At 75.6% G+C, this 20,106-nt stretch carries 15 protein-coding genes and 1 pseudogene; 8 read left to right on the top strand and 8 right to left on the bottom strand.

Annotated elements, in window-relative coordinates:
- Positions 1 to 31: 31 nt before the first annotated feature.
- From GA0070213_RS07000 to GA0070213_RS07010, 3 genes and pseudogenes are all read right to left on the bottom strand, one after another.
- Positions 32 to 805, bottom strand: coding sequence for an adenosylcobinamide-GDP ribazoletransferase (locus GA0070213_RS07000; RefSeq protein WP_091059238.1), 774 nt, complete (start codon positions 803 to 805; stop codon positions 32 to 34).
- Positions 795 to 2,789: a bifunctional adenosylcobinamide kinase/adenosylcobinamide-phosphate guanylyltransferase gene (locus GA0070213_RS07005; RefSeq protein WP_091059241.1), complete on the bottom strand. Its 1,995-nt coding sequence runs from the start codon at positions 2,787 to 2,789 to the stop codon at positions 795 to 797. Before GA0070213_RS07005 ends, GA0070213_RS07000 begins: the two co-directional genes overlap by 11 nt.
- A 447-nt stretch (positions 2,790 to 3,236) precedes the next feature.
- Positions 3,237 to 4,640: pseudogene (locus GA0070213_RS07010) on the bottom strand (serine/threonine-protein kinase); the annotation flags it as partial.
- A gap of 113 nt (positions 4,641 to 4,753) precedes the next feature.
- Here GA0070213_RS07010 and GA0070213_RS07015 point away from each other — a divergent pair.
- A complete protein-coding gene (locus GA0070213_RS07015; RefSeq protein WP_091059246.1) occupies positions 4,754 to 4,954 on the top strand; it encodes a hypothetical protein in 201 nt (66 codons plus the stop codon).
- A complete protein-coding gene (locus GA0070213_RS07020) occupies positions 4,951 to 5,748 on the top strand; it encodes a site-2 protease family protein (RefSeq protein ID WP_091059249.1) in 798 nt (265 codons plus the stop codon). The genes GA0070213_RS07015 and GA0070213_RS07020 overlap by 4 nt, the downstream gene beginning before the upstream one ends.
- Before the next feature lie 46 nt (positions 5,749 to 5,794).
- Here GA0070213_RS07020 and GA0070213_RS07025 read toward each other — a convergent pair whose 3' ends face one another.
- Together GA0070213_RS07025 and GA0070213_RS32075 are read right to left on the bottom strand one after the other, a co-directional pair.
- Entirely contained in the window at positions 5,795 to 6,793 is a 999-nt protein-coding gene (locus GA0070213_RS07025) for an aldo/keto reductase family protein (RefSeq protein ID WP_091059253.1), read from the bottom strand.
- 52 nt (positions 6,794 to 6,845) lie between these two features.
- Complete coding sequence (locus GA0070213_RS32075; protein ID WP_425412807.1) at positions 6,846 to 8,666, bottom strand: WG repeat-containing protein; 1,821 nt, start codon at positions 8,664 to 8,666, stop codon at positions 6,846 to 6,848.
- A 2,674-nt stretch (positions 8,667 to 11,340) separates the two neighbouring features.
- On the opposite strand from GA0070213_RS32075, the gene GA0070213_RS31435 reads away from it, so the two are divergent.
- From GA0070213_RS31435 to GA0070213_RS07045, 4 genes are all read left to right on the top strand, one after another.
- Positions 11,341 to 11,730, top strand: a complete 390-nt coding sequence (locus tag GA0070213_RS31435) for a hypothetical protein (RefSeq protein WP_175441226.1) — start codon at positions 11,341 to 11,343, stop codon at positions 11,728 to 11,730.
- Between the two features lie 359 nt (positions 11,731 to 12,089).
- Positions 12,090 to 12,941 (top strand): ABC transporter permease, encoded by an 852-nt coding sequence (locus tag GA0070213_RS07035; RefSeq protein ID WP_091059255.1) that lies wholly within the window; start codon positions 12,090 to 12,092, stop codon positions 12,939 to 12,941.
- Between the two features lie 46 nt (positions 12,942 to 12,987).
- Positions 12,988 to 13,800, top strand: coding sequence for an ABC transporter permease (locus GA0070213_RS07040; protein WP_091059258.1), 813 nt, complete (start codon positions 12,988 to 12,990; stop codon positions 13,798 to 13,800).
- Complete coding sequence (locus tag GA0070213_RS07045) at positions 13,797 to 14,783, top strand: ABC transporter ATP-binding protein (RefSeq protein WP_091059262.1); 987 nt, start codon at positions 13,797 to 13,799, stop codon at positions 14,781 to 14,783. The genes GA0070213_RS07040 and GA0070213_RS07045 overlap by 4 nt, the downstream gene beginning before the upstream one ends.
- A 25-nt stretch (positions 14,784 to 14,808) precedes the next feature.
- Here the strand turns inward: GA0070213_RS07045 and GA0070213_RS07050 are convergent, their stop codons facing one another.
- From GA0070213_RS07050 to nadA, 3 genes are all read right to left on the bottom strand, one after another.
- Positions 14,809 to 15,417 (bottom strand): DUF3043 domain-containing protein, encoded by a 609-nt coding sequence (locus GA0070213_RS07050; RefSeq protein ID WP_091059265.1) that lies wholly within the window; start codon positions 15,415 to 15,417, stop codon positions 14,809 to 14,811.
- A gap of 70 nt (positions 15,418 to 15,487) precedes the next feature.
- Positions 15,488 to 16,843, bottom strand: a complete 1,356-nt coding sequence (murA, locus tag GA0070213_RS07055) for a UDP-N-acetylglucosamine 1-carboxyvinyltransferase (RefSeq protein ID WP_091059269.1) — start codon at positions 16,841 to 16,843, stop codon at positions 15,488 to 15,490.
- 214 nt (positions 16,844 to 17,057) lie between these two features.
- Complete coding sequence (gene nadA, locus GA0070213_RS07060) at positions 17,058 to 18,233, bottom strand: quinolinate synthase NadA (RefSeq protein ID WP_091059272.1); 1,176 nt, start codon at positions 18,231 to 18,233, stop codon at positions 17,058 to 17,060.
- A 43-nt stretch (positions 18,234 to 18,276) separates the two neighbouring features.
- On the opposite strand from nadA, the gene GA0070213_RS07065 reads away from it, so the two are divergent.
- Together GA0070213_RS07065 and erpA are read left to right on the top strand one after the other, a co-directional pair.
- Positions 18,277 to 19,437, top strand: coding sequence for a glycerate kinase family protein (locus GA0070213_RS07065; protein ID WP_175441242.1), 1,161 nt, complete (start codon positions 18,277 to 18,279; stop codon positions 19,435 to 19,437).
- A 137-nt stretch (positions 19,438 to 19,574) separates the two neighbouring features.
- Positions 19,575 to 19,946, top strand: coding sequence for an iron-sulfur cluster insertion protein ErpA (gene erpA / locus GA0070213_RS07070; RefSeq protein WP_091059278.1), 372 nt, complete (start codon positions 19,575 to 19,577; stop codon positions 19,944 to 19,946).
- Positions 19,947 to 20,106 lie beyond the last annotated feature (160 nt).

The following is a 20,106-nucleotide window of genomic DNA, read 5'->3' on the forward strand; positions in this document are numbered from 1 at the left end:
CCCGAACGCTACCCGCCCGACCGGGCGACGATCAGCCGGTCAGCACCAGTCCCAGGTAGGACAGCGTGGTGACGACCTCCACCAGCGCTCCGAGGACGTCACCGGTGATGCCGCCGAAGCGGCGTACCAGGTGCCGCAGGAGCCCGGCCGCGACGGCGAGCGCGGCGAGCACGGCGAGCGGCCCCTGCCACGGGCGGCCCGGCACCGCGGGCGCGGCCAGCAGCGCCACGGCGAGCGCGCCGAGCGCCGGCGCGCCCCACCCCACCGTGCCGGCCACCAGCGCGCCCAGCCCCTCCGGCCGGGCCGCCGGCACGCCGCGGCGGCAGGCCAGGCCGGCGGCCAGCCGCCCGGCGGCGGTGGCCGCGACCACCGCGGCGAGCGCGGCCGGCGCGTCCCGCCCGGCCAGCTCCGCCAGCACGGCGGTCTGGAGCAGGAGTACGACCACGAGCGCGACCACCCCGAACGGGCCGACGTCCGGCTGCTTCATGATCTCCAGCGCGGCCGGCCCACGCCGGTACGAGCCGAGCGCGTCCACGGTGTCGGCCAGCCCGTCCAGGTGCAGGCCCCGGGTGAGCAGCGCGCCGAGCCCGACCGTGACCCCGGCGGCGACCAGCGGCGGGGCGAGTGCCCCGGCCAGCAGCAGCGCCCCGCCGAGCACCACCCCGAGCAGCGCGCCGACCGCCGGGGCCAGCGCCATCGCGGTGCCGGCCGTGGCCCGGTCGACCCGCCCGGCGCGTACCGGCGCGGTGGTGAACGTGGTCAGCGCCAGCCGGACGCCGTCGGCGAGCCGGGGCTCAGTCGGCACGACGGCCGGGCGACACCGGCTCGTCGGAGCCGGTGGTGGCCGGACCCGGCCCGGCCGGCTCCGGCTCGGCGAAGTCCGGCTCCTCCGCCGGCCAGGCCGGCGCGGCGTCGGGGTGGCTCTCGTCCTCGCCGCCGCCCAGCGACGGGTGCGTCGGCAGGGTGGCGGCGAGCGTGAGCGCCGAGCGCAGCAGCGGCAGGGCGGCCAGCGCGGTCGCCCCCTCGCCCAGGTCGAGGCGGAGATCCAGCAGCGGGGTCAGGCCGAGCACGTCGGCGGCGAGCCGCACGCCGGGGCGGCCGCCGTGGTCGGGCAGCAGGCACCAGTGCCGGGCCTGCCCGGCCAGGTCGCGGCTGACCATGCCGGCGGCGGTGCCGACCGGGCCGTCGAGCAGCACCGGGACCCGTCGGGCGGTCGCGCCGAGCAGCACGCCGGTGGCCATCGCGATGTCACCACCGCCCAGCTCGGCCAGGACGTCCTTGGCCTCCCGGGGGGAGCGCCGGGTGCGGTGCAGCGCGTCCCGGACGGCCGCACAGCGGGCCATCCAGGCGTTGTCGTCGATCTCGCCCTGCTCGGTCACCACCCGCCCGAGCACCGCCGGCGGCTCCGCGCCGGCGGTGGCCGCCAGGACCGCCGCGGCGGCCGCCTCGGCGCCGGCCCCACAGGCCGCCAGCACCAGCAGCTGTACGCCGGCGTCGGCGGCCTGCTCGGCGAGTCGCCAGCCGTAGCGCAGCGCCGCCTCGACCTGGTCGCCGGGGAGTGCTGGCCCGTCCTCGAACGGCGCCGAGACGGGCGCCTCGACGACCTGGAGGCTGGCGCCGTTCTCGGCGGCCAGCCGGGCCAGCGCGCCCCGGCCGGCGCGGGCCTGCCGGGCGCGGCGGGCCGACTCGCCGGGCGTCGCGCCGGCGGACGCCCCGCCCTCGTGGTCGCCCTGCAGCAGCAGGACCCGGACCGTGTCCCACGGGCGTGGGGTCGAGGTGCCCTGGGTGGCGGCGGCGAAGCCGACCACCTGCTCCAGCACGCCGAGGCCGGCGCCGGGAAGGTCCAGGGTGGCGAGCCGGTCGACCGCCTGCGGGCCGGTGTAGTCGTCCGGCATCGGCAGTTCCATGCCGGGCTGGATGACCAGACCGGTGGCGATCATGGGCAGCGCCATGGTGGGCGCCGCCCAGTCCCCGGCGCCGGCCGGGCCGGCGGATGCCGAGGCCGGGGCCGGGCTCGCGGTAGGGGTGAGCACCTCCGGCAGCGGCGCGTCCGGCGCGACGCTTCCCGGCCGACGCCCGGCGGACGCGGTCGGTTGGTCCAGCCCGGCCCAGGCGGAGGTGCCCGCCCCGGCCGGCGCGGCGGCCTCGACCGGCTGTGCCGGCACGCCGAGCGCGGACTGCGCCGGCGTGGCGTTCCCCGCCTGCGCGTGCCGAGGCGGTGCGGCGTGGGTGTGCGGGGTCGAGGCGGGCTTGAGCCAGGCGGTCTGGCCGGCGACCACCAGCACGACCGCGTCGCAGGCGTCGGCCACCGCCCGGTTGGTCGCGCCCAGCGCGTCGGTGAACGCCCGGCCCAGCGGCGTGGTGGGCACCAGCGACAGGCCGACCTCGGGGCTGACCAGCACCAGCCGCGCCTCGCTGGCCCGCACCGCCGCGGCCAGCTCGGCGATGGTGGCGGTGTCGTCGGCCGGTTGGTGGGCGGGGTCGAGCAGCACTGTCACCCAGCCGCCCAGGTCGTCCACGAGCAGCGTGTCGTGCGGGCCGGCGGCGACGATCACCTCGGCCAGCCGGCCCGGGTCCGCCGCGGTCTCCTCGGTGGTCCAGCTCCCCGGCCGCCGGGCCCGGTGCGCGGCGAGGCGAGCCGCCCACTCGGTGTCCTCCGGGTCCCCGGCTGCGGCGGTGGCCACGTAGCGGACCATGGGCGCGTCGGCGACCAGTGACTCGGCGAACCCGGACTTGCCGGAGCGGATACCGCCGAGCACCAGGAGGGTGTGCCACCCGTCAACGGACATGCCCGTACCTTAGTTCTCCCGTCACCGCTCCGCCCCACCCCCTCCCAGCGCCGATCGTGCACTCGTCGCCCCCGCAATGCCGGACACGCCCGGTTCGCCGGGGGGAGGGGTGGGGGATCAGGCGCAGTGCTCGAAGGCGCTGTCGTAGGTGGCGCCGCCGGCCGAGCCGCCCCACCTCACGCAGACGCCGGCCGCGGCGGCCCGAACCGGGCCGGCGTAGTAGCGGTAGCCGCCGCTCTCGGTCTGCCGGCCCTTGCCCTTGACCTGCAGGTAGGTGGCGACGGTGGTGACCTGCCCGACGTCGGCGTCCTTGAGCGTCACCACGCAGTTGGCCCCGGAAGCGGTGCTGTAGAGCAGGTAGACCCGCCCCTGCCGGGCCCCGCCCGCGGTCAGCGTGGCCGAGTCGATCACCTGGTAGCCGTCGCCGCACACCTGTCCGGGGGCGTACGGGTTCGCCGCCGGCGCCACCGACGGGCTCCCGGTCGGCGTGGACGCGCCGGCGCTCGGCGTCGGCGGGCCGCCGGCCGTCGGGTCACCGGCGGACGGCGCGGGACTGCTCGGCGTGGCCGCCGGGGGACGGCCGGACCGCCCGGTGCGGCTCGCGCTCGGTGTCGCCGCTCCGGCGCCGCTCGGTGTCGCCGGCGCCACCGGACCGGCGGCCGTGGACTCACCGGCCAGCGCGGTCGGCGCCGCACCCGGCCGCCGCTCGTCGGGGGAGCGGAGCACCGCCACCGCCACCGCGGCCGACACCGCCACCAGCACCACACCGGCCGCCCCGGCCAGCGCCGTCGTCCGCCGCCCGCGTCGCGCCGGCCCCTCCCGCGTCGGCGGTCCGCCGTCCGGTGCGGGCGGCGGCGCACCGACGGGCTGCGCACCTCGGAACGCGGGCGAGACGGGTACGGGCGGGGCCGGCGGGCGTGCCGTCGGATCCGTACCCTCCGCCGGGCCGCCGGCCGCCTCGGGCGTGGCCGGGCCGCTCACCGCCCACGGCGGGCGCGGCGGGACCGGCACGCCGGCGAGCGTGGCGTCCCGGGCGTCCTGTGCGGCCTCGGCCAGCGCCGCCGCGGTGGGGAAGCGGTCGCGCGGGCTCTTCGCCAGCGCGCGCCGGACCACCTCGACCACCGCCGGGGGCGTGGCCGGCGGCAGCGGCGGCGGCTCGTCCTCCACGTGCCGCATCGCCACCTGCACCGGACTGTCGCCGTCGAAGGGCGGCCGGCCGGTCAGGCAGAAGTACGCCACCGCGCCGAGCGCGTAGACGTCGGTGACCGGCGAGACCGGCTGGCCGGCGGCCTGCTCCGGGGACATGTACGAGGCGGTGCCGAGCACCATGTGGGCGGCGGTGAGGCCGGCCATGGTGCGGGCCCGAGCCAGGCCGAAGTCGACGAGCACCACCGTGCCGTCCCGCTTGACCAGCAGGTTTCCCGGTTTCACGTCGCGGTGCACGATGCCGGCGAGATGAGCGGCGTGCAACGCCCGCGCGGCCTGCCCCACCACCGACATGGTGGACGCCGGGTCGAGCCGACCGGCGTGCCGCACCCAGCCCGTCAGCGGCTTGCCGTCCACGTACTCCATCACCAGGTAGCTGATCCGGCTGTCGTCGGCGAGCGTCGCGGAGCCGAAGTCGTGCACCTGCACGATGCCGGGGTGGCGCAGCGCGGCCAGCATCCGGGCCTCGGCGTGGAAGCGGGTGGTGAACTCCGGGTCGGCCAGCAACGACGGCAGCAGCACCTTCACCGCGACCTCGCGGCCCAGCAGCGTGTCCGTGGATCTCCACACCGCGCCCATGCCGCCGGTCGCGATGCGCTCGTCCAGCCGGTAGCGGTCGCTGAGCACCACTCCTGAAGTCAGCACCGCGCCACCGTACCGGCCGCGTCGATATGGCGGCGGGCCGTCGCGCGGCGGGCCGACTAGGCTTGCGGAGGTTTGGCGCCCCACGGGGCGACGGCGGCGAGGGGAGACGCGGCATGGCGTGGAGCTGGCGGTACGAGGGCACGAACGGCGACGCGGTCGACGGGCCGGGCGAGTCGTTCCCGAGTCAGGCGGACGCCGAGTCGTGGATCGGCCAGACCTGGCGCGAGCTCGCGACGTCCGGCGTCACCTCCGTCGCGCTGGTCGAGGACGACCGGGTGGAATACCGGATGAGCCTGCAGCCCCCGGCCGAATGACCGGCTACGACCGCCCGGGCGACCCGCTGGTCCTCGGCGTGCCCCGGGCGGCGTTCCGGCCGAGCCCGATCTTTCTCGCCCTGGTCGCGCTCTTCGTGGCCGGCGGCGCGATGACCTGGAACGGGTTCGGCAACGTCCGGTTCGACGTGTTCCTCTTCGTGGTCTCCGGCTGGCTGGTCTCGCTCTGCCTGCACGAGTACGCGCACGCCGTGGTCGCCTACCGGGCCGGCGACCGGGACATCGCGCACCGCGGCTACCTGACGCTCAACCCGCTGAAGTACACCAGCCCGCTGCTGTCGATCGTGCTGCCGGTGGTCGTGGTGCTGCTCGGCGGCATCGGCCTGCCCGGCGGCGCGGTCTGGGTGGACCGGCACGCCATTCCCGGCCGGCTGCGGCACACCCTGGTCAGCCTGGCCGGCCCGGCCACCAACGTGCTGTTCACGCTGGCGCTGGTGGCGGCCGTGACCTGGGGGCCGGCGCTGGGCGGCCCGCTGGAGTTCTGGGCCGGGGTCGGCCTGCTCGCGTTCCTCCAGCTCATGGCGAGCGTGCTCAACCTGCTGCCGGTGCCCGGGCTGGACGGCGGCAACATGATCCAGCCGTGGCTCAGCCCCGCCTACCGGCGGATGTACGACCTGTTCGCCCCGTACGGATTCATCCTGCTGTTCGCGTTGCTGTGGAGCCCGCAGATCGGCGGCGTGTTCTTCGGCGGGGTCTTCGCGGTCGGCGACGCGCTGGGCCTCCCGCCCGACCTCTACCGCCTCGGGCTCTACCTGATCCGCTTCTGGCAGGGCTGACCCGGTCGTCCCCGGGCCGGCGACGCCGGCCCGGGGACGACGGTCGTCACGGGCGCTGCGCCGGGCTCTCGGTCTTCGCCGGGTCCCGCTCGGTCACCGGCTCGACGATCTCGTCGATCGCCTTGAGCAGGCCGGCGTCGAGCTTCACGCCGGCCGCCTTCACGTTGTCGTGCACCTGCTCCGGTCGGGACGCGCCGACGATCGCCGAGGCGACGTTGGGGTTCTGCAGCACCCAGGCGACGGCGAGCTGCGGCATGGTCAGCCCGGCCTGCTCGGCGATCGGCTTGAGCTGCTGCACCCGGGTGAGCACGTCGTCGGTGAGCCACCGGGCGATGAAGTCCGCGCCGGACTTCTCGTCGGTGGCCCGGGAGCCGGCCGGCGGCGGCTGGCCGGGCAGGTACTTCCCGGAGAGCACACCCTGGGCCATCGGCGACCAGACGATCTGGCCGACGCCCAGCTCCTCGCTGGCCGGGATCACCTCGGTCTCGATGACCCGCCACAGCATCGAATATTGTGGCTGGTTGGAGATCAGCGGGATGCGCAGCTCGCGGGCGAGCGCGTGCGCCTCGCGCAGCTGCGCCGCCGTCCACTCGGACACGCCGATGTAGTGCGCCTTGCCGGAGTGGACGACGTCGGCGAACGCCTCCATCGTCTCCTCCAGGGGCGTGCTGACGTCGTAGCGGTGGGCCTGGTAGAGGTCGACGTGGTCGGTCTGCAGGCGGCGCAGCGAACCGTCGATCGACTCCATGATGTGCTTGCGGGACAGGCCACGGTCGTTGCGGCCCGGCCCGGTCGGCCAGTACACCTTGGTGAAGATCTCCAGCCCTTCGCGGCGTTCGCCCTTCAGCGCCCGGCCGAGCACCGACTCGGCCCGGGTGCCGGCGTAGACGTCGGCGGTGTCGAAGGTGGTGATGCCGCTGTCGAGGGCGGCCCGCACGCAGGCGACCGCGGCCTCCTCCTCGACCTGCGAGCCGTGGGTGATCCAGTTGCCGTACGAGATCTCGCTGACCATCAGGCCGGAGCGGCCCAGGTGTCGGAATTCCATCCCTCGACCCTAGCCCCGCACGGCGCGGAGCACCCGTCGTGACTCCCCGCCCTCAGAGCACCGGGCTGGTGTCGGCGAGCAGCCGGTCGATCTCCGCGGCCACCGCGGCGCGGCTCGGGTGCACCGGGTCGATCAGCGGCTCGCCGCGCCGGTCCAGCGCGCCCCAGCGGCCCGTCTCGGTGGTGACCAGGAACGCCACCGGGTGGATCACCAGCGTCGGGTACGCCGGCGCCACCACCGCCCGCCCGCCCCGGTCCACCACGCCCCGGCGGCCGGCCAGCTCCACCACGGCCAGCCCGTCGGCGGTGAACCCGTCCAGGTGCCGGCCGTCGGCCAGCGGCGCGCCGAGGCGGTGGTAGCGGGTGGGCACCACCACCGCGCCGGTGCGGTCCACCGCGCCCCAGCCGCCGTTCTGCCGCACCGGGGCCAGGCCGTTGCGGAACGGCCGGACCTCCTCGTACCCGGGCGGGATCTTCACGATGTTCATCTTGTCGACGGCCATCCACCGGCCCTTGCCGTCCATGGACACCCAGGACAGCCCCTCGGCGAAGGCACCCACCGCGCGGTAGCCGTTGTTCGCCTCGATCAGCGCCGCCCCGGTGGTGTCGATCAGCGCCCAGCGGGACGCCTCGGGGCGGCGCACCCAGGCCAGTCCCTCGTGGAACGGCTGCGCCTCGGCGTACCGGTGCGCGATGACCATCTCGCCGTCGGCGTCCGCGTACCCCCAGAGCTGCTCGGTGTCGTCGAACGTCGCCGCCGGGTACCGCGGTGTGCCGAGCACCTCCTCCCGGCCGCGGGGCGGCGGACCGAAGCCGTCGCTCGCCGCCCGCGCCGCGACCGCGTCCAGCGCCACCTCGGTCCGCGTGTGCAACGCCGCGTCCGCACCCTGGCGCAGGTCCAGCGCCCGCTCGAAGTGCGCGCACGCCTCGGTCAGCCGGCCCTGGTCGTAGCAGGAGCGACCGGCGTGCTCGTGCAGCACCGCGCGCAGCCGGTCGGGCAGCTCCGGCGAGTTCGCCTCGGCGAAGAGCCGGTCGGCCTCCGCGTGCTCACCCCGCCAGCGCAGCACCTCGGCGAGGCGCGCGCGGGCCAGCGAGGTCCGCCGCAACTCGCCGGTGGCCTCCGCGTACGTGAGGGCCAGCCGCGCGTCGGCGACCGCGTCGTCCAGCGCGCCGAGGATCCGCGACGCCACCGAGCGCAGGCTCAGCAACCGGGCCCGGCTGCGATTGTCCAGCGCGCTGCCGAGCTTGCCGGTGAGACCGTCCCGGATCTCGCGCAGCCGCGCCGGATCGGGCGCCTCCTCGCGCAGCGTCTCCGGGTGCAGCCGCCAGTCGATCGCGGCCAGGGCCTGCTCCGGGTCGATCGGGCGCGCCGGGGTCGGTTCGTCGTCCGGCACGTCCGTCCGGGCGTCCGCCGTCGGCCCCGGTCCCGGGGTACGCGGACGCGGCGGCCCGTCACCCCCGGCAGCGCGACTCGGCACCCCGCCTGTCGCCGTTTCTCCGGCGTCGTGGTCGGCTGCTCCGCCTGTCGGTGCCCCTTCGGCGTCGTAGCTCAGCGCCTCACCCGTCGCCGTTTCTCCGGGGTCGTGGCTCGGCGCCTCACCCGTCGGCGTGCCTCCGGGGTCGTGGCTCGGCGCCTCACCCGTCGGCGTGCCTCCGGGGTCGTGGCTCGCGGCTTCGCCTGTCGGTGCCCCTCCGGGGTCGTGGCTCGCTACCTCGCTTGCCGGCGTGACCCTGGTCGGAGCGGTCGGCGCCGGACCGGGCGTCCCGGTCCTGCTCCGGTCGAAGGGCGCCGGGGCGGTCGAACCGGATTCGGCACGCTGTTCATCAATCGAATGATCTTCGACGCCGACCGCCTCGACCGACGTCGTTTCGATCGCTGTGCCGCCGGCGTCCGCGCCGACGACTGTCACACCGCCCGGGTCCGCTCCGGTCCCCGTGGCGTCGACCGGTCCGGTCGCCGTACCTGCCGTGCCGTCCGACCCGGACCGGGCCGGCTCCGGACCGGCCTCGCCCGGCGTGGTGATCGTCGTGGTCCGGTGCGGTGCGGTGTCGGTCGGGGGCGTGCCGCTCGGGACGTGGTCGCTCGTGGTGCCGCTCGGGACGCCGGGATCGGGCCGGGCGGGGGCGGCCGTCGCCGCCGCCGGGAACGAGGTGGGTGCGGGGGCCCCACCCGGGCGCGGAGGTGCCGGCGCCGGGTCGCCCGTGGTCGGCGACACGTGTCCCGTGGTCGTCGGCGCCGTAACCGAGGCCACCGTGTCGTCGGCGAGCGTGCGGGCCTCGCCGACGGCCGTGCCCGTTGTCCGGTCCGTGGCGCCGACGGCGTCGCGACGGGCCGTGCGGCCCGTCGCGTCGTCGCCGGCGGGCTCGCTCACGCCCGGGGCGTCGACCGCGACGGGCACGTCCCGACCGGTGTCGCGTCCGGCCGCGTCCGGCCGCTGATCCTTGGTGGGCGCTCCCGTGGCTGCCGGGTCGACCGGTGCCGTCACCGGGCTGGACGAGGACGACGGCCGTGGTGCCGGTGGCGCAGCGGCCGACGGTGTCGGGACGGTGGGGGGAGACGGCGCCCGCGCGCTGGTGGCCGACGGTGCCTGCGCGGTGGCGGAGGGCGCCTGGGAAGTCGTCGCGGTGGTGAGCGGTGCCTGCGGCGGCGGGCCGTCCGAAAGGGTGGCCGGAACGGCCGGCACGGGCTCGGCCGGCGGTCGTGCCTCCGGTGCTCCCGCTCCGGCCGGCGGTCGTGCCCCCGGTGCTCCCGCTCCGGCCGGCGCCGCTCCGGTGACGGGTGCCGGTGACGCGGCGTCGGTGGCGGGTGCCGGCATGTCCGCGCGGCTCCCGTGCCGGCCGGTGGCCGCGGGCGTGGCGGCGACGGTCACCGCGGCGCCTTGGCCGTCGACGCGCCCGGCCTCGGCGTCCGCCTCCGGTCGCCGGGCCGCCGGTTCGGGGGTCTCCACGGGCGCGGGGCGCCGGGCGGGGTCGACCGGATCCGGCGCGACGCTCAGGCCACCCGGGACGGTGGCCGATTCATTCGCGTCATCACGTTCGTAGCGGCCGTCGACGGACCGCGCGGGGCCCACGGGCACGTCCGAACCGACGGGTGCGCCCGGAGCGGCCGTCGGCTCGTGGGTGCGGTCGGCCGACGCCACCTGACCGGCCGGCGTGAACGGCTCGACCGCGCCGCCCGACCGGGCATCGTGGCCGGCGGGCCGGTCGACCGGCTGGCCGGCTTCGGCGCGCCGGTCGCTCGTGTCGGTGCGGTCCGGGCCGCCCGAGGACGGCGGGGACGCTCCGGTCGGGACTCCCTCGCCCGGCGTCGCACCAGCGATGTCCGGTGCGGCGGTCGTCTCCGGTTGGTTCGGCCGGAACCAGGCCTCCGTGTCGGAATCCGCCGCCCGGGGCGTCGGGCGGTGCTGCTCCACCGGACGGGGGTCCTCGTCGGACCGCGTGCCGGTCCCGACCGGCGGCGGCGTCGACGGGGCCGGAGACGCCTGCGGGAGGGTGGCGGCCGGCGAGGTGGCGGCCGGTGGCGGTGCGACCTGCGGCGGTCGGGCCTCCGGGGGGCCGGTTCGGGTGGGCTGGACCGGGTCGCGCTCGGGTGCCCGGGCCGGGGCAGGGCCGGGGTAGGCGGGCGGCGCCGGGCGGCGGACCTCGTCGTACCGGTCCGGCCTTGGTGGAGTGGCCCGCCGTGGCTCGTCAGGTCGGGCCGACCACTGCTCCGGCCGGGGCCGGTACTCGGGGGGCGCGGCGGAGTCCGCCCGGCGCCCGTCCCACTCGGGCTGGCGCCGGCCCGGTACCGGGCGAGCGCCGGTCGAGGCCGGCCGGCCGTCCTGCGACTCGGGGCGTGCGGCGGCGTGGTCGGGGCGGGTGCCGGCCTGTTCGGGGCGGGGAACGGGCTGGTCGGGGCGGGTGCCGGCCTGGTCGGGACGTACGGCGGCCTGGTCGGGACGGGCACCGGTCGATCGGACGATCCGCAGGTCCGGGCGGCCCTGGCCGGCACCCTCCTGGTCGGGACGGTGGCCGGGGCGCGAGGCGTCGGTCGACTGGACCGGGCGGCCGTCCACGACCGGACGGCGGCGCTCGTCGGGCCGGTACGCGGCCGGCTCGGTGCGGGGCCGCCGTTCGATCACCGGCCACTCGCCCTGCGGCGGGTAGGCCCGGTCGCGCTGACCGTCCCACCGCTGGTCGGCAGGGCGCGGGGCGCCGTACCGATCGGTTTCGGCGTGCTGCGGTGCGCGGCCGTGCCCGGCAGCCGGACGCTGGACGTCGGTGGGCGTGGACGCCTCCCGGCGCGGCGCGCCGTCGTCCCACCGACCGGTGGCCGGCTCGCGGCGGTCGGCGTGCGGACGCGGACCGGGATCACGCCAGCCCTCGCGGCGCGGCTCACCGTGGGTGGGCCGCCCGTGTTCCGTCGGGGCCCTGCCCTGGTCGCGCCGGTCGATCGGTCGACCGGAGTCCCGCCGCTCCGGATAGCCGTCGGGCTCGGGATCGTGCCAGCTGTCGACGTACGGCCCGTGCGGCTCGTCGGGGGTGAGCCCGTGACGATCGTCGGGCGGCGTGGGCTCGCTCCGCCCGTCCGGCGGCGGGCTCCACCGGACGCGGGAGGCGGCCTCGCGCCCGTTCGCCGCGGCGGGGCGGTCGCCGGCCGAGCGGCGGCGCTCGGACCAGCCCGGGGCGGGACGCGGGGTCTCGTTCGGCTCCGGCGCCCAGCCCGGCTCGACCGGCGCGGAGCGGTACGAGGCGGCCCCGGGGCGGGTCCAACGCTGGTCGAGACGTTCCGGCGGAGCCTGGTGGCCGCGGGACCGCCGGCCGTCCGGGCCGGCGGGGCTGATCGGGTACGTCTCCGCGGCCGGGCTGATCGGGTACGTCTCCGGGCCGGCCGGGCTGACCGGGTACGTCCCGCGCGGGCTCGCCGGGCTGACCGGGTATGCCGGGCTCACCGGGTAGGCGTCGTCGGGCGCCGGGCTGACCGGGCGCACCTCGGCTCGGCCGACCACGGGCCGCCGGCGCGGCGGGGGTGTCAGGTGTTCCAGGCCGATGTCGCCCGGGTAGCGCTGGCCCGGAAACTGCGGTTCCCACTCGTGGGTGGGCGCGAGGGCCCAGGCCGGTTCCGCCGGCTCGCGCCAGCTGCCCCAGCCACTCATCGACAGCCCTTCCCGCCGGTCGCGCGGCGCGGCCCCGGAACCGGCTCGCGTCGCTCGCTCACGGCGGTGTCACCTCGTTGAAAATTGTCGCGCCGGAGCGCCGGACGTGCCGGTAGAGTCGCCCGGTCCGGCACGTCTTGCCTGCGGAAGGAGGGTAACGGCGTGGGCTCGGTCACCGCCACTGTGGCACCACCCACGGACGCACACGTTACCCCATGGTTTCGGACATTCGGCGCGATAGTGGCGGCCGGCTTCCGCCGGCACGCGACCTACCGCCAGGTGGCCGTCGCCGGTCTGGTGACCAACACCGTCTTCGGCTTCCTGCGCTGTTACATCTTCCTCGCCGCCACCGACGCGGCCGGCAGGGTCGCCGGCTACGACCGGGCCCAGCTCGCCACGTTCGTCTGGGCCGGGCAGGGGCTGCTGGCGGTCATCGCCATCTGGGGTTGGACGGAGCTGGCCCATCGGATCCGGACCGGCGACGTGGCCACCGACCTGCTGCGGCCGGTGCATCCGGTGACCAGCTATCTCGCCGCCGACCTGGGCCGGGCCGGGTTCGCCGCGCTCGCCCGGCTGGTGCCCCCGCTGGTGGTCGGTCCGCTCTTCTTCGCGGTCCACGTGCCGCGGCACGCGGCCACCGTTCCCCTGTTCCTGCTCTCCGTGGTGCTCGCGGTGGTGGTCTGCTTCGGCTGTCGCTACCTGGTCAACGCGACCGCCTACTGGTTGCAGGACGTCCGGGGTCCGATGATCCTCTGGACGCTGGGCTCGGGCGTGCTGGCCGGGCTCTACTTCCCGCTCGGCTTCCTGCCCGGCCCGCTGGAGGCGACCCTGCGGTACGCCACCCCGTTCCCCAGCATCCTGCAGGTCCCGCTGGACGTGCTGGTCGAGCGGGAGTCGACGGCGACCGGCGTCGGCCTGGTCGGGCTGCAGCTCGTCTGGGCGGTGCTGCTGCTGGCGCTGTGCCGGCTGGTCCAGCGCCGCGCCGAGCGCCGGCTGGTGGTGCAGGGTGGCTGAGCACGGCAGTGCGTCCAGGGTGGCTGAGCACGGCAGTGCGCCCAGGGTGGCTGAGCACGGTGGGACGCTGCGGGCGTACCGGTCGTTGCTCGGCGCGCAGGCGCGCTCGCAGACGGCCTACCGCACGTCGTTCGTGGTGGACCTGGTCGGCAACCTGGGCGCGACCGTGTTCGACGTGGTCACCGTCCTGGTGATCTTCGGCGTGACCCGTCAGCTGGGTGGCTTCACGCTGCGCGAGACGCTCGTCGTGGTGGGGTTGTCGACAGGCGGGTTCGCCGCCGCCGACCTGCTCGTCGGCAACATCGAACGGCTGCCGCAGTACGTCCGCACCGGCCTCTTCGACGCCGTGCTGGTCCGCCCGCTCGCGGCGCTGCCCCAACTGCTGCTGATGGACCTGCCGCTGCGCAAGGTGTCCCGGGCGGTGTTCGGGCTGGCCGTGCTCGGGTTCGCGCTCGCCTCGGCCGGGATCGACTGGACCCCGGGCCGGGTCGCGCTGGCCGTCGTCGCCCCGCCGGCCGCGGTGGTCTTCTTCGCCTCGGTCTTCGTCACCACCGCCACGGTGTCGTTCTACTGGGTCGACTCGGGGGAGCTGGCCAACTCGGTCACCTACGGCGGGCGGGACTTCACCGCGTACCCGATCACCGTCTACGGCGGCTGGTTCCGCGCGTTGTTCGCGTACGGCATGGGTTTCGCGTTCGTCAGTTACCACCCGGCGCTGGCGCTGCTGGGCCGCGCCGACCCGCTCGGCCTGCCGCCCTGGGTGGGGTGGGCCGCGCCGGGCGTCGCGCTGGTCGCGGCGACGGTCGCCGCGCTGGCCTGGCGGGTCGGCATCCGTCACTACCGGAGTACGGGGTCATGAGCGTCATCGAGATGGACGGGTTGCGCAAGGAGTTCACGGTCCGGGTGAAGGCCGGGCGGCTGCGCCGGGAGAAGCGCACGGTGACCGCTGTCGACGGCGTCGACCTGCGGGTGGAGCGCGGCGAGATGCTCGGCTACATCGGCCCGAACGGTGCCGGGAAGTCGACCACGCTGAAGATGCTGACCGGCGTGCTGACGCCGTCGGCCGGCCGGGCCGAGGTCTGCGGGCTGCGGCCGGTGGCCGACCGGACCCGGCTGGCGCTGCGCATCGGGGTGGTCTTCGGGCAGCGCTCCCAGCTCTGGTGGGACCTGCCGCTGCGGGACTCGTTCGACCTGCTGCGGCACGTCTACCGGGTGCCGGCCGGCGCGCACGCCGCCCGGCTGACCCGCTGCCGCGGCCTGCTCGACCTGGACGAGTTCCTGGACACCCCGGTCCGGCAGCTCTCCCTCGGCCAGCGGATGCGCGGCGAGCTGACCGCCGCGCTGCTGCACGGCCCGGAGGTGCTCTTCCTGGACGAGCCGACCATCGGGCTGGACGTGGTCAGCAAGCAGGCGGTCCGCGGTTTCCTGGCCGAGCTGGGCCGCTCCGGTGACACCACGCTGGTGCTCACCACGCACGACCTGGCCGACATCGAACGGCTCTGCCGGCGGCTGGTGGTCATCGACCACGGCCGGGTGGTGCACGACGGCTCGATCGCCGAGCTGCACCACCGGTACGGCTCGCGTCGGATGGTGGTCGCCGAACTGGACGCGGCGCTGCCCGAACCGCCGGCGCTGCCCGGCGCGCCGCTGCACCGGGCGGAGGCGGACGGGCGGCGGCTGGTCTTCGCGCTGGAGTCGGCGAGCGTCGCCGAGGTGGTGGCCGGGCTGGCCGGGCTGGCCACGCTGCGCGACGTCTCGATCGTGGAGCCGGACATCGAGGAGGTCGTCGCCCGCCTCTACCTGAGCGAAAGGAGGGGCCCCCTGTTAACGCCTGGCGGATAGGAGGGGGTCCCGCTTAACACTCCGCTCAGATCTTTTCGCCGATGGCGACCCGGGGGGCCGGGGCGCGCATCCTGCGGAACGTGATCGATCGCATGATCGCGTAGAAGTAGAGCGAGCCGAGCTTCTCGGTGCTCTTCGGGAACCGCTCGCGGACCAGCTTCTTGATCTTCCGGCTGATCAGCACCGAGTCGACCAGCACGCCGAGGGCCAGCGCGCCCCAGAGCACGTTCGACAGCAGCCGCACGATCGGCGGCATGGCCTGGTTGGACCCGACCAGCACGATCAGCGCGCCGCCGAAGAACCAGGTGCCGATGGTCCGCCGGGAGTCGACCACGTTGCGGGCCAGCAGCCGCTCCGGGCCCCGGTCACGCGGGCCGCCCTCGCGGCGGAACTCGGCGGCGGACTCGGCGCGCGCCGCGCGGCGCTGCTCGCGGGCCTCCTCCTTGGTCAGCGCGCGGGCCGGCGCGGTCGGGCGGCGACCGGCGGTCGGGCGCTTCGGGGTGGTCACCCCGAGCTCCTTCTTGCTCGGCGTGTAGCCCCGAGGGCGGGCGGCGGCGGACTCCTCGTCGGTCGTCACCGTGGTGACGGAATCCTCGACGAGGTCGGCGGGCTTGCGGCGAAACAGCGACGGCACGTCGGCAAGGGTAGCCAAACGCGCGAGCCCGGCGCACATCGCGGTGCGCCGGGCTCGGGGTACGCCAGGGTCAGGGGCGCTCGACGTGCGCGCCGAGGTCCGACAGCTTGGCCTCGAAGTCCTCGTAGCCGCGGTTGATCAGGTCCACGCCGTACACCCGGGAGGTGCCCTCGGCGGCGAGCGCCGCGATGAGGTGGCTGAACCCGGCGCGGAGGTCCGGGATGACCAGGTCGGCGGCGTGCAGCTTGCTCGGGCCGGCGATCACCGCGGAGTGCTTGAAGTTGCGCCGGCCGAAGCGGCACGGGGTGCCGCCGAGGCAGTCCCGGTAGACCTGGATGTTGGCACCCATCGTGTTCAGCGCCTCGGTGTAGCCGAGCCGCTGCTCGTAGACCGTCTCGTGGACGATCGACAGGCCCCGGGCCTGGGTGAGCGCGACGACCAACGGCTGCTGCCAGTCGGTCATGAAACCGGGGTGCACGTCGGTCTCCAGCGCCACGGCGTTCAGCTCGCCGCCCGGGTGCCAGAACCGGATGCCGCCCTCCTGGCCCGGGTCGCCGAGCTTCGGCGGGCGGGCGTCGGTGACCTCGTACTCGCCGCCGACGGACCGGAAGATGTTCAGGAAGGTCATCATGTCGGCCTGCTGCGCGCCGAGCACCTCGACGTGACCACGGGTGGCCAGCGCCGCCGCCGCCCAGCTCGCCGCCTCGATCCGGTCCGGGATCGGCCGGTGCGTGTAGCCGTGCAGCTTCTTGACGCCCTGGATCTCGATCACCCGGTCGGTGTGGACCTTGATGATCGCGCCCATCTTCTGCAGGATGCAGATCAGGTCGATGATCTCGGGCTCGACGGCCGCGTTGCGCAGCTCGGTGACGCCCTCGGCCATCACCGCGGTGAGCAGCACCTGCTCGGTGGCGCCGACGCTCGGGTAGGGCAGCGCGAACTTGGTGCCGTGCAGCCCGTTCGGGGCGGACAGGTGCAGCCCCTCGGGGGTCTTGTCGACCGTCGCGCCGAACTCGCGCAGCGCCTGCAGGTGGAAGTCGATCGGGCGGGGGCCGATGTGGCAGCCACCCAGGTCGGGGATGAACGCGTGGCCGAGCCGGTGCAGCAGCGGGCCGCAGAACAGGATCGGGATCCGGCTGGACCCGGCGTGCACATTGATCTGGTCGGTGCTGGCGCTCTCGACGTTGGACGGGTCGAACACCAGTTCGCCGTCCTCCGTGCCGTCGGTCACCTTCACCCCGTGCAGGCCGAGCAGCCCGCGGACCACCTCGACGTCACGGATGCGTGGCACGTCGAACAGTCGGCTGGGTGTGTCGCCGAGCAGGGCGGCGACCATCGCCTTGGACACGAGGTTCTTCGCGCCGCGCACGCGGATCCGCCCTTCGAGCGGAGTGCCTCCGTGTACGACCAGGACGTCGTCGGTCAACGCAACCTCCAGCGCGTTGGGTGCTGCCGTGTAGGTGAGGGCTCGCGATGTGTCATCGCTACCCGGATCGCGGCCATGGGAAAACCGGCCCGCGTGTGTCGTCGCCCCGGCAGCATAGCCCTCCGTGACGAAAATGGAATCGGTCACATCGCCAGGCAGGGCACGAACCGGGGATTCCGGTGCGTTTCCGTGCCAGGCAGGTGACCGACGGTGATCAAGCGCCCGGTAGGGCGAGCATCTGGTCCAGCGCCGCCCGGGCGTGTCCGGCGGTCTCCGGATCCACCGTGATCTGGTTGACCACGCGGCCCGCCACCAGCTCCTCCAGCGCCCAGACCAGGTGCGGCAGGTCGATCCGGTTCATCGTCGAGCAATAGCAGACCGCCCGGTCCAGGAACATGATCTGCTTGTCCGGGTGGGCCAGCGCGAGCCGGCGGACCAGGTTCAGCTCGGTGCCCACGGCCCAGGCCGAGCCGGCCGGCGCCGCCTCGATCGCCTTGATGATGAACTCGGTCGAGCCCACCAGGTCGGCCGCGGTGACCACCTCGTGGCGGCACTCCGGGTGCACCAGCACGTTGACGCCGGGCACCCGGGCGCGGACGTCGTTCACGCTCTCCAGCGTGAAGCGGCCGTGCACCGAGCAGTGCCCGCGCCACAGGATCATCTTCGCGTCGCGGAGCTGCTCGGCGGTGAGCCCGCCGTTCGGCTTGTGCGGGTCCCACAGCACGCAGTCGTCCAGCGAGAAGCCCATCTCCAGCACGGCGGTGTTACGGCCCAGGTGCTGGTCGGGCAGGAACAACACCTTGCGGCCCTGCTCGAACGCCCAGTCCAGGGCGCGCTTGGCGTTGGACGAGGTGCAGACCACCCCGCCGTGCCGGCCGACGAAACCCTTGATGTCGGCGGACGAGTTCATGTAGGTCACCGGCACGGTGTCCGCCGCCACACCCAGGTCGGTCAACGCGTCCCAGGCGGCCTCGACCTGCGTCAGCACCGCCATGTCGGCCATCGAGCAGCCGGCCGCCAGGTCGGGCAGGATCACCTTCTGCGCGTCCGTGGTGAGGATGTCCGCGCTCTCGGCCATGAAGTGCACGCCGCAGAAGACGATGTACTCCGCGTCCGGGCGGGCCGCCGCCTCCCGGGCCAGCTTGAACGAGTCGCCGGTCACGTCGGCGAACTGGATCACCTCGTCGCGCTGGTAGTGGTGACCCAGCACGAACACCTTCGTGCCGAGCGCGGCCTTCGCCGCGGCCGCGCGGGCCACCAGATCGGGGTCGCTCGGCGCGGGGAGGTCACCCGGACACTCCACGCCACGCTCGGTGGCGGGGTCGCTGCCGCGGCCGAGGAGCAGCAGCGCCGTGGCGGTGTTGGAGGGCTCAACCCAGGTCGAAGTCACGCCCCCATGGTCCCACAGCCCGGCCGCCGCGCAGCCGCCCACGATGTGGCCTGCCACACTGCTGCGCATGCGCGTGCTGATCTGCCCGGACAAGTTCGCCGGCACGCTGTCGGCTCCCGAGGTGGCCGCCGCGGTGGCCGAGGGCTGGCGGACCGTGACCCCCGGTGACGACCTGCTGCTACGGCCGCTGGCCGACGGCGGGCCGGGCTTCGTCGCGGTGCTCGCCGAGGCGCTCGGCGGGCGGCGGCTGCCGGTGCCCACCGTCGACCCGCTCGGCCGTCCGGCCGCCGGTGAGATCCTGCTCACCGACGACGGCGTGGCCTACCTGGAGAGCGCCCAGGCGTGCGGCCTGCACCTGCTCTCCGCCGCCGAGCGCGACCCGAAGGCCACCACGTCGTACGGGCTGGGGCTGCTCGTCGCCGCCGCGGTCGAGGCGGGCGCCCGGACCGTGGTGATCGGGCTGGGCGGCTCGGCCACCAACGACGGCGGCGCCGGCATGCTCGTCCCGCTCGGCGTCACCGCGCTCGACGCCGGCGACCGGGCCCTGCCGTACGGCGGGGCGGCGCTGGCCGGGGTGGCGACGCTCGACGGCGTCCCCCGGCTGCGCGGTGTGACGCTGGTCGCCGCCACCGACGTGGACAACCCGCTGCTCGGCCTGCACGGCGCCAGCAGCGTCTTCGGCCCGCAGAAGGGCGCCGACCGGGCGGACGTGCTGCTGCTGGACGCCGCGCTGGAGCGCTGGGCGGACGTGCTGGTCGAGCGGCTGCCGGGCTGCCCGCCCGGCCTGGGCGCGCTGCCCGGCGGCGGCGCGGCCGGCGGCCTCGGCGCGGCGGTGCTGGCCCTGGGCGGGCGGTGCGAGTCGGGCATCGGGCTGGTCACCCGCGCGGTCGGCCTGGACGCCGCGCTGGACGCCACCGACCTGGTGATCACCGGCGAGGGCTCCTTCGACCACCAGTCGCTGCGCGGCAAGGTGGTCGCCGGGGTGGCCGGGGCGGCCCGGGACCGGGGTGTGCCCTGCGTGGTGCTGGCCGGACGGGTGAGCACCGGGCGACGGGAGGCCGCGGCGGCCGGCGTCACCGAGGCGTACAGCCTGGTCGAGCACTTCGGCGGCGAGGAGCGCGGGGGAGTGGCGGCGGCGATGGAGCGACCCGCCGACGGGCTGCGGGCGCTCGGCGCCCGCCTGGCCGGCCAGTGGAGCCGCTGACCGCGTTCCGCTGGTCACGCCGCCGGGTGGGCGCGCCGGCAGCGGCGTACGATCGGAGACGGACCACCGGGAATACTGGCGGACGTGCGGCGTTGGCCAGGACGTCCGGACCTCATACCGCGCAGGGAGACTTCCACGTGACCACGCCAGCGCAGACCGAGTCGACCGAGGCCACGCAGGCCCCCAGCACCGTCGTCCTCACCGACGTCGCGGCGCAGAAGGTCAAGGCCCTGATCGAGCAGGAAGGCCGCGACGACCTGCGGCTCCGCGTCGCCGTGCAGCCGGGTGGCTGCTCCGGCCTGCGATACCAGCTCTTCTTCGACGAGCGGTCGCTCGACGGTGACGTCGTCACCGACTTCGGTGGCGTCGAGGTCGTCGTCGACCGGATGAGCGCCCCCTACCTGACCGGCGCGACGATCGACTTCGCCGACCGGATCGACGCCCAGGGCTTCACCATCGACAACCCGAACGCCGGCAGCTCCTGCGCCTGCGGCGACTCGTTCAGCTGAGTCGGCGTTCCGACGCCGGAGAACGGCGGGGCCGTCCCCATCCGGGGCGGCCCCGCCGTTTTTGTCGTGTCCGGCCGGCGTCCGTCCGGTGACGCCCGGTTGTGCACGCGGCGACCGACCGCCGTCCGAGCGGTCGACCCGACCGGTAGGCTGACCGCGC

Origin of the sequence: Micromonospora humi, from assembly GCF_900090105.1 — a bacterium.
Classification (GTDB): Bacteria; Actinomycetota; Actinomycetes; order Mycobacteriales; family Micromonosporaceae; genus Micromonospora; species Micromonospora humi.

Coding starts and splice junctions, on each gene's coding strand:
- GA0070213_RS07045 (WP_091059262.1), top strand. CDS start 13,797: ATGAGCGTCATCGAGATGGACGGGTTGCGCAAGGAGTTCACGGTCCGG.
- GA0070213_RS07015 (WP_091059246.1), top strand. CDS start 4,754: ATGGCGTGGAGCTGGCGGTACGAGGGCACGAACGGCGACGCGGTCGAC.
- GA0070213_RS07005 (WP_091059241.1), bottom strand. CDS start 2,789: ATGTCCGTTGACGGGTGGCACACCCTCCTGGTGCTCGGCGGTATCCGC.
- GA0070213_RS07025 (WP_091059253.1), bottom strand. CDS start 6,793: ATGGAATTCCGACACCTGGGCCGCTCCGGCCTGATGGTCAGCGAGATC.
- GA0070213_RS07065 (WP_175441242.1), top strand. CDS start 18,277: ATGTGGCCTGCCACACTGCTGCGCATGCGCGTGCTGATCTGCCCGGAC.
- GA0070213_RS07020 (WP_091059249.1), top strand. CDS start 4,951: ATGACCGGCTACGACCGCCCGGGCGACCCGCTGGTCCTCGGCGTGCCC.